Raw genomic sequence first — 15822 nt, 5'->3', positions numbered from 1 at the left:
TTTTGTTGGGGGGGTGGGGGGGGGGGGGGGGGGGGGCCCCCGCCCGGGGGGGGGGGGGGGGGGCGCGGCTCTGATCGGTCTCAGATCGAACAACCGGCAGTCGCCAATCTCACACCCGCTTCTTCTCAAGGCACATGTTGAGGCCCAGGCCGCGGATCTCGTGCGTGAGCACGTCGAAGCTGGCGGGCGTGCCGGCCTCCAGCGTGTTCTCGCCCTTCACCATGCTCTCGTAGATCTTGGTGCGGCCTTCCACGTCGTCGCTCTTCACCGTGAGCAGCTCTTGCAGGATGTACGCGGCGCCGTACGCCTCCAGCGCCCACACCTCCATCTCGCCGAACCGCTGACCGCCGAACCGGGCCTTGCCGCCCAGCGGCTGCTGGGTGATGAGGGAGTACGGGCCGGTGGCGCGGGCATGCACCTTGTCGTCGACCAGGTGGTGCAGCTTGAGCATGTAGATGTACCCGACCGTCACCGGCTGGTCGAACGCCTCGCCGGTGCGCCCGTCGTACAGCACGCTCTTCCCGGTCTCGGGGATGCCGGCCTCCTTGAGGGCGTCCCGGATCTCCTCCTCGGTCGCCCCGTCGAACACGGGGGTGACGGCCTTGAACCCGAGCTTCGCCGCGGCGTACCCGAGGTGGGTCTCGAGGATCTGGCCCACGTTCATACGCGACGGCACGCCGAGCGGGTTCAGCAGGATGTCCACCGGGGTGCCGTCCTTGAGGAACGGCATGTCCTCCTCGGGCAGCACCTTCGAGATGACCCCCTTGTTCCCGTGCCGGCCGGCCATCTTGTCGCCGACGGAGATGACCCGCTTGGTCGCGACGTACACCTTCACCATCTGCTGCACGCCCGACGGCAGCTCGTCCCCGCGGTTGAGCGAGTTGAGCTTGCGCTCCTGCTCGTCGATGAAGAACTGGATCCGCTCCCAGTGCCGGTGGTGGATCTTCTGCGCCTTCTTGAGGCTGTCGGGGCTCCGGATGTCGAGCTTGTCGAGCTTGAACTCCTTGGCCTGCTCCGCGACGACCTTGTCGTCCTTGTCGCTCGCGAGCTGCTTGCCGGTGTTCGGGTCCTTCAGCTCCTTCTTGTCGAGCACGTCTTCCAGCGCCTTGACGAACTCGCGGAACTGCTCCGCGATGCGCCGGTTGTAGGTGCTCTCGATGTCCTTACGGTCCTTGTCGATTTGCTTCTTCTCGTCCTCGCTCATGTGCGCCCGGCGGCTGAACCGGTGCGCCGCGATGACGATCCCCTCGGTGCCCGACTGCACCTCGAGCGAGTCGTTCTTCACGTCCTCGCCCGCCCGCCCGAAGATCGCGTGCAGGAGCTTCTCTTCCGGGGTCAGCTCCGACCGCGACTTGGGCGACACCTTGCCCACGAGGATGTCCCCGGGCCGCACGTACGTCCCGATCTGGACCACGCCGTGCTCGTCGAGGTTCGCCAGCGCCTTCGGCGACACGTTCGGGATGTCGCGGGTGAACTCCTCCTTGCCGAGCTTCGTCTCGCGGATCTCGATGTCGAACTCTTCGATGTGGATCGACGTGTACGTGTCGTTCTTCACCAGCCGCTCGCTGATGATGATCGCGTCCTCGAAGTTGTACCCCTCCCAGGACATGAACGCGACCAGCACGTTGCGCCCGAGCGCGAGCTCGCCGTTCTTGGTGGCGGCGCCGTCCGCGATGATCTCGCCCTTCTTGACCTTCTGCCCCATCCGCACGATGGGCTTCTGGTTGAGGCACGTGCGCTCGTTGAGCCCGTGGTACTTGCGGAGCACGTACTCGCGGACGATCTTGTCCTTCTCCTCGAGCCGGATGCGCTCGGCGTCCACGAACACCACCGTGCCCTCTTCTTGGGCGCGGACGAGCATCCCGGAGTGCTTCGCCACGTCCACCTCGAGGCCGGTCGCGACCAGCGGTGGCTCGGGGATGAGCAGCGGCACCGCCTGGCGCTGCATGTTCGAGCCCATCAGCGCGCGGTTCGCGTCGTCGTGCTCGAGGAACGGGATCAGCCCCGCCGACACGCCGACCATCTGCTTGGGCGACACGTCGATGTACTGCACCTTCTCGGCCGGGATCAGCATCAGCTCGCCGCTCTGGCGGCCGCTGACGTTCGGGGTGGCGATCTTGTTGCCCTCGAACGGCGTGTCGGCGGGCACCAGCACCGCGTTCGACTCCTCGTCGGCGCGGAGGCGCACCACCTCGTCCGTCAGGGTCTTGCCGGCCACCTTCTTGTACGGGGTGATGAGGAACCCGTACTCGTCGATCTCCGAGTAGATCGAGAGCGACGAGATGAGGCCGATGTTCGTCCCTTCCGGCGTCTCGATCGGGCAGATGCGGCCGTAGTGCGAGATGTGAACGTCGCGGACCTCGAAGCCCGCGCGCTTCCGGTTGAGACCGCCCGGCCCGAGGGCCGACAGCCGCCGCTCGTGCGTGAGCTGGGCCAGCGGGTTCGTCTGGTCCACGACCTGTGACAGCTCGGACCGGCCGAAGAAGTACTCGATCGCCGCACTCACGCTCTTCGGGTTGATGAGCGTGCGCGGGTTCATGTCCTGCTGGTCGCGGATCGCCATCCGCTCCTGCACGGTGCGGCGGAGCTTCAGGAACCCCTTGCGCAGTTCGTCGGCGGCCAGTTCGTCGATGGTGCGCAGACGCCGGTTGCCCAGGTGGTCGATGTCGTCAACGTGCCCTTTACCGGCCCGCAGGTCGAGCAGGTACTTCACCGAGTTCACGAAGTCGACGCTGCGGAGCGTCATCTCCGTTTCCGCCACCGTCTGGTCGAACTTCCGGTTGATGCGGAACCGGCCCACCCGGCCCAGCCGGTACCGGTTCGGGTCCAGGAACTTCTCCTTGAACAGCTCCTTGGCCTTCTCGAGCTGCGGCGGGTTGCCGGGGCGGAGCCGCTGGTAGATCTTGAGCAGCGCGCCCTCGTGCGAGTCCTTCGAGTCGCCCGCCGTTCCCACGTCCTCGTGGATCGCGTTGAGGATGATCGGGTCCTTAGGGTACGGCATCACCAGGACCGTCTTGACCATCGACGACGCGACGCGGTCGTACTTGTCCGACGTGAACGGCTTGCCGGCGTCGAGGTACACCTCGCCCGTCTCCGGGTCGATCACGTCCTCGACCGCGATGCACGGCATCTGGTTCGCTTCCGGGTCGCCGACGAGCTTCAGCCGCGACCCGGCGACCGACACGGCGACCGACTCGATGGCCCCGCCGAAGAACTCCTTGAGGATGCTCTCCGTGCTGGAGTACATCGGGTCCATCGCGCGGAGCAGCGTGACGGCGGAGAACTTGCCGCTCTGGTCGATGCGGACGCCAAGCGTGTCCTTCTTGGTGGCGTTGATCTCGATCCACGAGCCGCGCTCGGGGATGATGCGGCAGGAGTGCAGGTCCTTGTCGGCCTCGCGGGTGACGACGAAGTCCACGCCCGGCGAGCGGTGCAACTGAGATACGACGACGCGCTCGGCGCCGTTAATAATGAACTCGCCGCCGCCGATCATGATCGGCATGTCGCCGAGGTAGACCTCTTCCTCGACGGGCTCGCCTTCGGTCTTCCGCAGGCGCAGCCACACGCGGAACGGCCGCCCGTAGGTGAGGCGGAGCTGGCGGCACTCGTCCGGGTCGTACCGCGGCTTGCCCAGCTCGTAGCGGAGGTACTCCAACTTGATTCGCTTGTCGTAGCTCTCGATCGGGAAGATCTCTTGGAGCACCCCTTCGAGACCGGTATGCGTGCGCTTGTCGTAGCTCGCGTCGAGCTGCAAGAAACGGTCGTAGGACCGGGTTTGCACGTCCGTGAGGTCCGGCACTTCCACGGCGTCGCCGAAGCGGCCGAAGTCGCGGTTCACGGTCGGGACGATGATTCGCTGAGCCGGGATCGGCATCGGTCGCTCCTTACCAGAAAAACACGAGCGCGACGCATCATGCACGCCGTTGCCAATGCGGCAACGGGGCTTGCGTCGGTGAGCAACGAGCGTTATTGAAGAGCGGGGAAGGCGGCCCCCGCCGCAACCGCACGCGAAGAACGCGTACCGAAGAGCGGTTCGCGGAACACGACTCCCCCACACAGACCCGGCACACGAGGCGCCTGGTTCGCAGCGGGGACGTCAACGGTCATAGGCATGGTGTTGAATCGAAGAGGTACGACACATCGGAGCGAGTGGGTCGTATACATTGTCACCACTGGCTACGCGGAACCGCCTCCCCCACTCACATCTCAATCCCCGGCCGTGCCCGCAGGCCGCACCGGAAGCGACGAATAGCAAGTGAAGAGAGAACAGGGGTCGTAACAGGCCGTAACAGGGCGTGGCGCGACAACACGCCATACGACAATAATACCCAGGCGGGGTGGAAAAGTCACCCCACCTGGGCATTTTTTTTGCATCCTGCCAAGAACACCCAACCGTCACCGATTGGGCATTCGCGGAGCAACTTAGCCAGCCGGCTTGATGGTCACCTTCGCGCCGGTCTCTTCGAGCTTCTTCTTGACATCTTCAGCAGTCTTCTTGTCCACGCCTTCCTTGATCGGCTTCGGCGCCCCCTCAACGGTGGCCTTGGCTTCGCCGAGGCCCTGGCCGGTGATTTCACGCACGACCTTGATGGTCTTCACCTTATCGGTGAAGCTATCGAGGATCACGTTGAACTCGGTCGGCTCAGGAGCCTTTTCAGCACCGCCACCGCCACCGCCGCCCGCATTATTTTGCGGCGCCATCATAACGCCGCCGGCGGCCGGTTCGATCTGATACTTGTCCTTGAGGTAAGCCTTGAGCTCAACAGCCTGAACGAGGGTAAGGCCAGCGAGAGCGTCACCGAGTTCTTGAACGGAGGCCATGACTTCGATCCTTTGGTAAATGCGCCGGGTGAAGCAGTCCGGCTAGTTGCGTAATAGCTGGTCAGGTTAAAGCCCAAGACACTCTCGGGCTTGAATAGACGATTAGAACCCTAACGAAGTTCAGCCAGCGGCAGCAGGAGCCGCAGCCCCTTCGCCCTGCTTCTCTTCGATTGCCTTGAGAATTCCGGCGAGTTGCGACCCAGGTCCGGCCAGGGCGGCGGCCAAGTCAGCACCCGGCGCGAGAATCGCAGCGACGACCTCACCGATCGCCTCCTGCTTAGTCGGAACCTTGGCGAGCTGCGCCAGGGTCATGATCTCGCCGTCGGCGATACCAGTCTTCTCTTTAACCTTCTCGGGAACCTTGGGGTCCGGGCGGAGCAACTTGAGGGCGGCCTCCACCGCGGTCCCAAGAGCCTTGGCACTGTCGCCGCCCCAGCACAGAAGGGTCGGGCCGGAGCCCGTTTCCACCTTCATGCCGTTCTCGCTGAACACCTTCCGCACAAAGCTGTTCTTAACCATCTTCACGCGAACCTTCTTCTCACGAAGGCTCTTGCGAAGCGTGTAATCGGCCGCAGAATCCAACTTCAGCGGCTCCAGCAGAACGAAGTCCCGCACACCTTGGAAGGTTTTGCGGAGGCTATTCAGCTCCAACTCCTTGATCTTCTTGCTCATTGGTGTCTCGTGTTTGGCGCCTTGTGCTCAGTGTCTCGCGACCGCCCCGCTCGCCCGCACCCGTGAGCGGCAAACAAAGGGTCGATCACAAAACACGAAACACCAATTATTAGATCGACAACCGGATGCCCGGCGACATGGTAGCCGACAACACAACACCGTTGATGAAGTTGCCCTTGACGCCCGACGGCTTCACAGAGCGAATCTGCTCAACGAATGTCGTAATGTTTTCAACGAGCTTCTGCTCATCGAAGCTCAACTTGCCGACACCAGCGTGGATTTGGCCCGTCTTGTCGGTACGGTACTCCACCTTACCGGCCTTGAACTCCCGCACGACTTGAGCGAGATCGCCGGTCGCGGGCACCACAGTCCCGGCCTTCGGAGTGGGCATCAGGCCGCGGGGGCCGAGCACCTTACCGAGGCGGGACACCTGGCCCATCATGGCCTGCGCCGCGAGCACCACATCGAACTCGAGGAAGTTCTCTTTCTGGACCTTCTCAACAAGATCCGCCCCACCCACCACGTCCGCGCCGGCCGCTTTTGCCTTGGCGACATCGTCACCAGAACAGAACACCGCAACGCGGACGCTCTTGCCGATCCCGTGCGGCAGGGGAATCGCACCGCGAACCATTTGGTCCGACTGGGTCGGGTCGATACCGAGGTTGATGTGCAACTCGACAGTCTCGTCGAACTTCGCACGCTTCAACTTCTTCAACTCGGCGACGGCTTGCTTAACCGAGATAGAGCCCGCGTCTTCGAGCTTCTTTTTGACGTTATTCAAGTGATTGCGAAGCTTCTTCCCGCGACGGGGAGCAACGCCAGGCTTCTTGTTCTTCTTAGCCTGCGGCAACTCGGCCTCAGCCACCTTCTTCTCAGCGCCCTCAGACGGAGCGGGCGTCGGCGCATCGGCGGACGGCGCCGCTGTCGCGGCGGAATTCGCTTCAGCACCCGCCGCGACGGGCTCATTCTCGTTAGCCATAATCTCTTTTCTCTCGTTAACGGGGATCACCGTAGCATCAGCCACAGTTACAGCCCCTCCCGCCACGTGATCAAAGAACCACGGCGGTATGAGAAGATATCAATTACAACACCAAACGCGTGCCGACAAGAAGCCCGCACGCGTTTTTCACCCACATTTGACAGACCAAAAACGCACGTAAACTCAGCCCTCAATCACGGTCAGCCCCATACTGCGAGCCGTCCCCTCAATGATCCGCATCGCGTGATCAACATCACGCGCGTTCAGGTCCGCCTGCTTCTGGGCAGCGATATCGCGCACTTGCTTCTTGGTGACGCTGTGGTTCTTGTATTTGCCCTGCTTTTTGGCGTCGGCGGGAATCACTTCCTTACCGGCCTTCTTCGCGTGCGGAATTTTGGCCGCCAGCTTCAGCAAGATGGCCGCGGGCGGGCTCTTGATTTTGAACTCGAAGCTTTTGTCCGAGTAAACAGTAATGACGACCGGCAGCATCAAGCCCTTCATCTCGGGCTTATTGGTCTTGTCGTTGAACTGCTTCACGAACATACCGATGTTCACACCGTGAGCACCGAGAGCCGGACCGACCGGCGGGGCGGGCGTTGCCGAGCCACCCGGGCACTGGAGTTTAACCTGCGCGGTTACCTGCTTCGCCATTTCTGCACCTGAGCCGGATTGATCTTTTTCAAAACGTGTATTTTAGTCGAAAGCCGCGCCGCGGCCACAGGATTTACAACACAACTGCCTCCTCCAGTAACACGGCAGTTACCGGAGGAGGCAGTTGTGTCGCAAGACAACTCACAGCTTACGCTTTAGCCACCTGCCAATATTCCAACTCAACATCGAGCGGCCGGCCCCAGAACGTCACGGTGACAATAACCTTCGGCGGATCAGTGGGATCCTTCGGGAGGATCACCTCTTTCACGTCCCCTTCGGAGTCCTTGAACGACCCCTCCTTGATCCGGACGCGATCACCCTTCTCGAAGTCCACCTTGACCTTGGTCGGCCCCTTCTCCGGCCCGACCTTCTCGCCGAGCATCTGCTTCACTTCAGAGTCACTCATCGGCTCCGGCACCGGCGTATCGTTCGGCCGCGGACGGAGCTTCAGAAAATCGCCGACCCCACTCGTCTCGCGAATGAGATACAGGAGCCGGTCGTTAAACTCGAGCTCCGCGAAGATGTAACCCTGAAACTTCTTGACCTTCCGCTCAACCTTCCGCTCGACGGTGTTGTACTCGCCCGTCTTCTTGTCTTTAACTTTGACGGCCTTCTTTTCGATCACCTTCTCGATCGGCACCATAATCTGGCCGAACACGTCCTCCAGGCCTTCGATCGCAATCTTACGCAGGATCGCAGCCTTGATTGTGTCTTCGCGGCCACTCTGCACTTTAATTGCGTACCACTTCCTCTTGCTTTCGGGCGGCAAGTCTTCGGCAAGTTCGGCGTCGCTAGCCTGGGACAGCACAGCATCCGAAGAGACAGGCCGATCGCCGGCCGCAGGCCCCTCTTGCGATTCAGTACCGTCCGCGTCATTCGAGGGCAACTCCCCTGCCGGAGGCAAGCCCGCAACCACAGACCCGGGCGCCTCAGCAACAGGCGAATCTGCCCCCAAAACCACAGCCGGCAACTGGTTATCATCTGGGGCATCGGCGGCGGCATTGTCACTCATGTTGATTCGGCCTTAAGGCCGCCTCGCAGGAAACCCGCTCACCACTTCGCTTCTTGGACCTGCACACCTTTGTCGGCGTTCGTGGCCCGCGCGGGCAGCACGCCCACCGTTTGTCGGCTCAGCAACCAACCCCAGAACAAATCGACCGCGAGCAGGAACACGGTCATCAATAAGGTCGTGACCAGCACGACAACAGTGTCCTGGGCGAGCCGCTTACGGGTGGACCACGACACCTTATTCATCTCCGCCTCGGTGGCGATGAGGAACTCGGCGAAGTCCGGTACATTGACCGCCCGTAGCGCCACCCACAATGTCGCAGCAACGAGCAGCGAGAGCACAACTACCTTTGCGCCAATCGTCAGCAAGAAGCCGTGCATGAGCGGAACGGGTTGCCAGCCGAACGGCAAAGTCAGCACCAGTTGCTCACCAACCAGACCGTTCGTGAACATCGACCACGCGCCCGAAACACCAATAATGAGCACGCCGAGAATGGTGAGCCGGCGGACTTTCACGCCGAGCGAACGCTTATACTGATGCGTCGTGAACCACCCCTGCTCTTCAATCGCCACCAGCCACTTCCGCCCGGCCACCCCGGTGATCAACTTCACCACCCCGAAGGCCAGAGCAAGGGCCACAACACCACTCACGACCATACCGGCCGGCCCTTCGATGTTCATAGCGAACGCGCGGGCAACAAAAAAAATCGTAATAACAGCAGAGATGACAAGAAAAATACCGGCGTGCATCCCCTTCGGTGCAGCACCAGCGATCTTGAACCCCAGCCAACCAAGCCCGATCGCCGCCGCCACTTCGGCGACAAACCACATCAGGTAATCCGCGGGCCGACTGCCGATCGATGGCGAGACGCTTTGCGACCAGAACAGCGGGATCACATAAAGCGCAACGGCCAGCGCAGCAACAACATAAATCGCCCCGAGCAAACTCGCAACGGGCAGGCTGAGCGACTGACCCGGGGTGCTGGGTGCGGAACTGGTTTCAACGGCGGTCGCCATGCTCCGTCCTCTCCATCCCTGTCGTGGCCGCAACCGCCGACCCGGGCGCCTGAGGCGCTTCTACGGCGCGTCGATAAGCGGCGTGAATTAAACGAGTTACTGCGAAAGGCCGCATTGAGCCAACCGGCCGCCGAGAAGGGACAGATTTCTCCCCTTCGCGGCGGCCGGTTGAAACTCGACGACTGTTCTGGTGCCACGCAAACCCAATAAGCGCCGACACCCTTCGGCCATCAACAGCCAACGGACCCGCTACAGCACGAGCGGAGGGATTTGAACCCCCAACCGACGGTTTTGGAAACCGTTGCTCTACCGTTGAGCTACGCTCGTAGCCCAGGGCCAGAAATCTAGCGTCAACACAAAAGGACGCGAGCCTCAACAACTCTCGCCAAAGTTTTGACCCTGACTCCCACCCCGGCACCAAACTACGAAATGATCTTGGTCACAACACCGGAACCGACCGTCTTGCCGCCTTCGCGGATAGCGAAGCGGAGCCCCTCATCCATCGCGACCGGCATGCCTTCCATCAACTCAACGGTGATCTTCACGTTGTCACCGGGCATGCACATCTCGACATCCGGCGGCAGGGTGATCGAACCGGTCACGTCCGTCGTGCGGAAGTAGAACTGCGGCTTGTACCCCTTGAAGAACGGGGTGTGGCGGCCGCCTTCTTCCTTCGAGAGAACGTAGATGTTCGCCTCGAACTTGGTGTGCGGGGTGATGCTGCCCGGCTTGGCGAGCACTTGACCGCGTTCAATGCCGTCGCGTTCGATACCGCGAAGGAGAGCCCCGACGTTGTCACCGGCGATTGCGCGATCCAGGGTCTTCTGGAACATTTCGATGCCAGTGAGCACCGTCTTGACGCTGTCCTTACGGAGGCCAATGATCTCGACTTCGTCACCAACCTTGGCAGTACCACGCTCGACGCGACCGGTCGCCACGGTGCCACGACCCTTGATCGAGAACACGTCTTCGATCGACATCAGGAACGGCTTATCTTCTTCGCGCTGCGGCAGCGGCACGTAGGTGTCGAGCGCAAACATGAGCGCATCGATCGACTTCGGCCCATCGAGGGCATCGTTGCCCGGGTTCTCGAGAGCCTCTTTCGAGCGACCGAACACGATGGGGATATCGTCGCCCTTGAAGTCATACTTGCTGAGCAGGTCCCGAAGCTCCATCACGACCAGCGGGATGAGTTCCGGGTCCGCCTTATCGCACTTGTTCAGGTAAACGACGATATTCGGGACACCGACCTGCTTGGCAAGCAGGATGTGCTCGCGAGTCTGCGGCATCGGGCCGTCGTCAGCGGCAACCACCAGGATGGCGGAGTCCATCTGGGCCGCGCCGGTGATCATATTCTTGATGTAGTCAGCGTGGCCGGGGCAGTCGATGTGGGCGTAGTGACGACCCTTGATCGGCTGGGAGAAGTCGATCTTATCCATCCCAGGATAATCGAGCAAATCCTTATAGGGCAAGTCACCGGGACCGCCGTAGGTGCGATCATTCGACTCGTACTCGACGTGCGACACGGCAATCGTCACAGTCTTGTTCGCGTCGCGGACGATGCCACCCTTGGCGATTTCCGCGTAGGTCTTAAACTCTTTCAGCTTGTTGAGGTGCGCGTTGCGAGCCATGATCGCCGCAGTCGTCGTCGTCTTGCCGTGGTCAATGTGACCGATAGTCCCAACGTTGACGTGCGGCTTGGTGCGCTCAAATGTCCCCTTAGCCATCGCTCCTCACTCCTCAACAGTAACGTAGGTGCTTGTCCGAGTCTCAAACGGCCTCAACAGCCGGCCTCCCGCATCGAGGCAAACTGGCTGCCCTCGCCCCATCGATTTTCACCAACACGCTGTGAGGGCAACCATCCGCCCTCACAGCCGTCCGAAAGAGCTGCTGATGGGACTTGAACCCATGACCTCCTCCTTACCAAGGAGGTGCTCTACCAACTGAGCTACAGCAGCAGTACCCAGATACAGGGTAAAAGATCCGGCAGAAAAGTGAAGAGGGCAGACAACTTAGACAACGATTTCCGAAAACTCTTCCTTCCTTAACACCCTACTGTATCCAGGACACTTCGGCAACACAACCTTAACCCCAGAGCGGGCGATGGGATTTGAACCCACGACATCTTGCTTGGAAGGCAAGAGCTCTACCGCTGAGCTACACCCGCACGTCGCGGACCGACCACCCAATCAAGACAGCACAGGCAACAGCCGCACAGCCCACTTCACAACACCACCGAACCAATGGGTAGGGAGGGATTCGAACCCCCGAACTCCGAAGAGGCCAGATTTACAGTCTGGTGCAATTGACCGCTCTGCCACCTACCCGTGAATCATCTCCTGCAACTTAGTCCCGGCACACCTCGACACCCTGATTGTATGAGCCGTTCGCCAAACGGAAAGCTCGCGGAGGGAGTTGAACCCACGACCAGCGGTTTACAAAACCGCTGCTCTACCACTGAGCTACGCGAGCACTTTCCTTTTGTTTTCCTGGCCTTCCGGGCATTTCCGCGGGTCCTCAACTTTCGTCTTTGACACCCGTTCTGACTCCCGGTAGTCTCGGAAACAGCAGAAGCGTGTCGTTACCACTCTTCGGCTCGTCCACCACAACTGCCGTTTGGAGCGGCCGTCATGGCTAAGAGCGATTCTAAGGCGCCCGGGTTCGCCAGCAAGACGCAGAAACCACAGAAGCCGCACCCGCAGTTCCCACTTTTCCCCCATGCCACAAAGCGCTGGGCGAAGAAGATCCGCGGAAAGCTGTACTACTTCGGCCCGTGGGACGCCCCCGACGACGCTCTTAAAAGCTACGAGGAGCAGAAAGACGCCCTGCACTCCGGTCGCAAGCCGCGTGAGGTGTCAGCGGGTGTCACCGTCAAGGACGTGTGCAACGCGTACCTGAACCATCAGAAGGCCAAACTCGACCGTGGCGACCTCTCGCCGCGCACGTGGAGCAACTACCACGACACCGCCGAACTCATCGTCACGCGGTTCGGGAAGAGCCGTATCATCGCGGACCTACGCCCTGACGACTTCGCCGACCTGCGGAAGCACATGGCCCGGAACTGGGGTCCTGTCCGCGTGCGCAACTTCATTCAACAAGTCCGCAGCGTGTTCAAGTATGCGCTCGAGACCGAGCTGATTGCCACCCCAATGCGGTTCGGCCCCGGATTCGACCGGCCCACGAAGAAGACGATCCGACTGAACCGGGCCAAGAAGGGGCCGCAGATGTTCGAGCCCGCTGAACTCCGTGCGCTGTTAAACGGGTCCACGGTTGAGCGCAACGGGAAGACGATCGAGGTGCGGCCGAGCGCGGTGCTCAAAGCCATGATCCTGCTCGGGGTGAACTGCGGCTTCGGTAACGCCGACTGTGGCACCCTGCCCCGCCCGGCGCTCGACCTGGACGGCGGGTTCGTGAACTACCACCGACCCAAGACCGGGATCACCCGCCGGTGCCCGCTGTGGCCGGAGACCGTCGCGGCCATTCGCGCCACATTGGCCGAGCGGCCGGAGCCTACCGACCCGGCCGATGCCGAGTTAGTGTTCCTCACCCGTTTCGGCGGCAGCTGGCACAAGGACTCCAGTGATACCCCCATCAGCAACGAGATGCGGAAGCTGCTGAATGCACTGGGTATCGGGGGCAAACGCAACTTCTACGCCCTCCGTCACACGTTCGAGACGATCGGCGGGGAAGCGAAGGACCAAGTCGCAGTGGATCACATCATGGGCCATGCCCGCGACGACATGGCCAGCCAGTACCGCGAGCGCATCAGTGACGAGCGGCTTCGGGCCGTCAGCGACCACGTGCGGAAGTGGGTGTTCGAGGTGAAGGAAGAGGAACCGGCCGCATGAGCGCTGATCCGGCCATAACGAATAGGTTCGTTCGGCGGAAGCATCCGGCTTTCCCGGCCACACCGGGGAAGCCAGATGCACGATGGGTCGAAACGAACCCCTGGCCCATCAGGCCGGCCAACCGCAGACACATCAATTCGCAGGGTCAATAGTAGTGTGCGTCGGCGATTGACCATTGCCGGAAGGCACCGGTTGGCACTGCAAAACTCGGGCTCTGTCGCACCAACCGGGGCTGCAGTAACTTGGCGCGGGGATGCTCATGTCCACAGCATCAGGCAACCCACTCCCTCCACCAACGCGTTTCGTCGCCCCGGCTCCTTTGCCCCCTCCGCTCCCATCCGTCCCTACGCCCTCGGACATCGAAAAATTGGTCAATCAGCTAAACCAAACCTATCCGGAGGGTATTGATGAACTAGTAGAGCAACTGAACACAACTTATTCACGCCAAGAGTCAAACCCGCTGGAAGAACTCTTCATTGATGTCACGCTTCAACTGGAAGTTGCTGTCAACAGCAAATCTGAGATTGACAGCCCGGTTGTGTTCAGGATGCTCGACGATTTTTTGCAGCGTGCTCGGGCAATCGACGTGCGGGTGGCGGAGGGACGGACCCGCACCAGACGCGACCCACCGGAAGCCGTTGTGACACCGAACGTCGATTCGATCCACGCAGAGAGCGGGTCGGCCGTGAACCCGGCAAAGTCGGCCGGGGCATCGCGGCCCTCGTTCCGGACGCGATCAGCCAGCGCGGATTTGAATTCTGGCGAGGTCGGGTCGGGAACAGGGGTGACGCGCCGTAGCGTTTCCCCGATGACGTGTTCGGGCCGGACCTCGGTCCCGAACAGTTGGCCCGCGACCTCGGCCACCCGGCGCTGCTGGTCGATCAGTTCGCCGTCGGTGCTCAGGGTTGCCGACGTTCCCACGCATTGGAGACTCGGGGCCGACATGGCCTCTCGCACCCGGCGAATGAGCATCGCGACATCGGCCCCTTGGCGCCCGCGATAGGTGTGCAGTTCGTCGAACACCAAGAACTGAAGCCCCTGTGCCGCGCGTACCAGCTGCCGGTCGCGCGGGCGGGTGAGAATCAGCTCCAACATGACGTAGTTGGTGAGCAGGATGTCGGGCGGTCGGGACAGGATTCGCTACCGCTCCTCCGGCTTCTCCTGGCCGGTGTATCGCGCGAACGTGACCGGGCCTTTCTTGTCCGGGTAGCCCAGCCCGAGGAACTTGTCGAGTTCGCCGAGCTGGCTGTTGGCCAGGGCGTTCATCGGGTACACGACGACCGCTCGAATGCCCTTTCCGGTGCCCTGCCGCAGCACGTGGTCGACGATCGGCACAATGCAGGACAGGCTTTTGCCCGACCCGGTCCCCGTCGTGAGCACGTAAGGGAACCCGGTCCGGGCCACGCGAATCGCCTCAGACTGGTGGCGGTGCAGTTTCAGCGCGCGGCCCTGCTGGTCCGCATCGGACTTGATCCGAAATACGTGGCAGCACTCGGGGTGCAGCACGCCGGTGGCCGCCAGCTCGTCGATGTCGCCGCCGGCCTCGAAGGACGGGTTGAGCTGGATCAGCGGCTCCGGCCAAAGAACACCCGCGTCGAGTTGCTCGTTGACGAACCTCCGGAGGCGCGGTTCGCGGACCGCCAAAAAGCTGCGGGTGTACCCGGCGTAGTCGCCGATCAGCTTGCCGCGGAAATCGAAGATGTCCATGGGCGTTCCGTGTATGGTACCTACCCGACAAGTGTTGAAGGAACTTGCGGGTCTAGCACCGCTCAACAACGTAAAACAGAGGAAGAAGTTACTGCACTTCTCTCCCGGGTGTGTGGAGCGCTCACAGCACCGCCGGCCGGAGCACCCTACTAACCGTTGCAGAAAGAAACCATCATCTGGTGGCTCCTCAGCCTCGCGCTCGCGGGCGGGGGCGGCTTCGGCGTCTGGAAGTGGACCGTCGAGCGGTCACGGGTGCGCAAGGACCTAGAGGCCGAACTGGCAGAAAAGGGAAAGGAGTTTAAAGAGCATGAAGCGGAAGAGTACGCGAAACCTCGCCCTGCTGATTGGAGCGGCACTGTCGATCAGTTGTAGCCCGCGGCCGGGTTTCTGCCCGGAACCGGTCAGGGCTGACGCCGTGACGAAAGCGTGGCTGAAGACGCTGAACCCGCCGCCGGAAGCGAAGGACTACTTCGACCGCATCGGCGTGCAGCAGCGAGTGATCGAGAAGCAGTGCGGAAGCTGAAGTGGCCGCTCATCTGCGCCTTGTTTCTGACCGCGTGCGCGGGGGAGAAGGGGTGGTTGCGGTTCGTCAGCCTGAACCCGCCGAGCGAGAGCCGCCCGCCCGCGGACTGCCGCTCCCTCACATGGCCGGACTGTACCCGGTTGCCATCGCCACCATCGCCGTCGGCCTCGCGCTGATCATCGCGGGCACGGGGTGGGCGCAGTGGAGCAGATGGCCGTGAGCCGCGTGCTGGCGCTCGCAATGTTGCTGCTGACCACCGCGTGCGCGTGCCCGCCGGGGTACGAGCGGTGCGTCCCGGTCGTCACCATACCGTTCTGAGGCCGCGGAACCCCGCTCCGCTGCCCCCTCCGACCTCAAGCGTGCCGTGAAAGGCAGGCAGCCCCGAGCCGCTCGCCCCCGGCCTCTGGGGGTTCCGCATCGCGGGGCGTGTTCTTGCGAACCCCGCGATGCTACACCCCGACGGGCGACGGCGAGCAAGGCAGGGGGAGGCATTGAAGGCGGAAAGACACGAAAGCCCCGAGGCGCGAAAGCGCTTCGGGGCTCTTTTGCCGTTTCCGCAGCTTACTTTTTCTTCGCAGTTGCCTTCTGCGGCTTGT

At 62.0% G+C, this 15822-nt stretch carries 10 protein-coding genes, 5 tRNA genes and 1 pseudogene; 2 read left to right on the top strand and 14 right to left on the bottom strand.

Annotated features, from left to right (window positions below):
- Positions 1-109 precede the first annotated feature (109 nt).
- The 13 genes from rpoB to R5W23_RS02530 all read right to left on the bottom strand — a co-directional run bounded on the left by rpoB (position 110) and on the right by R5W23_RS02530 (position 11620).
- The gene (rpoB, locus tag R5W23_RS02590) at positions 110-3874 is read right to left on the bottom strand and encodes a DNA-directed RNA polymerase subunit beta (protein WP_261186540.1); all 3765 of its coding nucleotides are present in this window, start codon (positions 3872-3874) and stop codon (positions 110-112) included.
- A 548-nt stretch (positions 3875-4422) separates the two neighbouring features.
- Positions 4423-4821: a 50S ribosomal protein L7/L12 gene (gene rplL, locus R5W23_RS02585; RefSeq protein WP_320684972.1), complete on the bottom strand. Its 399-nt coding sequence runs from the start codon at positions 4819-4821 to the stop codon at positions 4423-4425.
- Positions 4822-4941: 120 nt separating this feature from the next.
- Positions 4942-5493, bottom strand: a complete 552-nt coding sequence (rplJ, locus tag R5W23_RS02580) for a 50S ribosomal protein L10 (RefSeq protein WP_261186542.1) — start codon at positions 5491-5493, stop codon at positions 4942-4944.
- Between the two features lie 109 nt (positions 5494-5602).
- Complete coding sequence (gene rplA, locus R5W23_RS02575) at positions 5603-6472, bottom strand: 50S ribosomal protein L1 (RefSeq protein ID WP_320684973.1); 870 nt, start codon at positions 6470-6472, stop codon at positions 5603-5605.
- 183 nt (positions 6473-6655) lie between these two features.
- Complete coding sequence (gene rplK, locus R5W23_RS02570) at positions 6656-7123, bottom strand: 50S ribosomal protein L11 (RefSeq protein WP_320684971.1); 468 nt, start codon at positions 7121-7123, stop codon at positions 6656-6658.
- Positions 7124-7271: 148 nt separating this feature from the next.
- Positions 7272-8135 carry a transcription termination/antitermination protein NusG gene (nusG, locus tag R5W23_RS02565; protein ID WP_320684970.1) on the bottom strand — a complete coding sequence of 288 codons (864 nt, stop codon included), beginning with the start codon at positions 8133-8135 and terminating at the stop codon, positions 7272-7274.
- Positions 8136-8173: 38 nt separating this feature from the next.
- Positions 8174-9148: a preprotein translocase subunit SecE gene (gene secE / locus R5W23_RS02560; RefSeq protein ID WP_320684969.1), complete on the bottom strand. Its 975-nt coding sequence runs from the start codon at positions 9146-9148 to the stop codon at positions 8174-8176.
- A 255-nt stretch (positions 9149-9403) separates the two neighbouring features.
- Positions 9404-9475 (bottom strand) — tRNA-Trp (locus R5W23_RS02555).
- Between the two features lie 95 nt (positions 9476-9570).
- Positions 9571-10875, bottom strand: a complete 1305-nt coding sequence (gene tuf / locus R5W23_RS02550) for an elongation factor Tu (RefSeq protein ID WP_261186546.1) — start codon at positions 10873-10875, stop codon at positions 9571-9573.
- Positions 10876-11033: 158 nt separating this feature from the next.
- Positions 11034-11106 (bottom strand) — tRNA-Thr (locus R5W23_RS02545).
- A 137-nt stretch (positions 11107-11243) separates the two neighbouring features.
- Positions 11244-11315, bottom strand: a tRNA-Gly gene (locus tag R5W23_RS02540).
- A 77-nt stretch (positions 11316-11392) separates the two neighbouring features.
- Positions 11393-11475, bottom strand: a tRNA-Tyr gene (locus tag R5W23_RS02535).
- A gap of 73 nt (positions 11476-11548) precedes the next feature.
- Positions 11549-11620 (bottom strand) — tRNA-Thr (locus R5W23_RS02530).
- A 158-nt stretch (positions 11621-11778) separates the two neighbouring features.
- Between R5W23_RS02530 and R5W23_RS02525 the strand changes: the two genes are divergently transcribed.
- Positions 11779-12996, top strand: a complete 1218-nt coding sequence (locus R5W23_RS02525) for a tyrosine-type recombinase/integrase (RefSeq protein WP_320684968.1) — start codon at positions 11779-11781, stop codon at positions 12994-12996.
- Positions 12997-13485: 489 nt separating this feature from the next.
- Here the strand turns inward: R5W23_RS02525 and R5W23_RS32495 are convergent.
- Positions 13486-14703: pseudogene (locus R5W23_RS32495) on the bottom strand (DEAD/DEAH box helicase).
- A 156-nt stretch (positions 14704-14859) separates the two neighbouring features.
- On the opposite strand from R5W23_RS32495, the gene R5W23_RS02510 reads away from it, so the two are divergent.
- A complete protein-coding gene (locus R5W23_RS02510) occupies positions 14860-15075 on the top strand; it encodes a hypothetical protein (protein ID WP_320684965.1) in 216 nt (71 codons plus the stop codon).
- Positions 15076-15822 lie beyond the last annotated feature (747 nt).

Source organism: Gemmata algarum, from assembly GCF_034097035.1.
In the GTDB taxonomy this organism is placed as follows: Bacteria; Planctomycetota; Planctomycetia; order Gemmatales; family Gemmataceae; genus Gemmata; species Gemmata algarum.
Note: the sequence above shows the minus strand (reverse complement) of the source record. Positions and strands in the feature narration are given on the sequence as shown.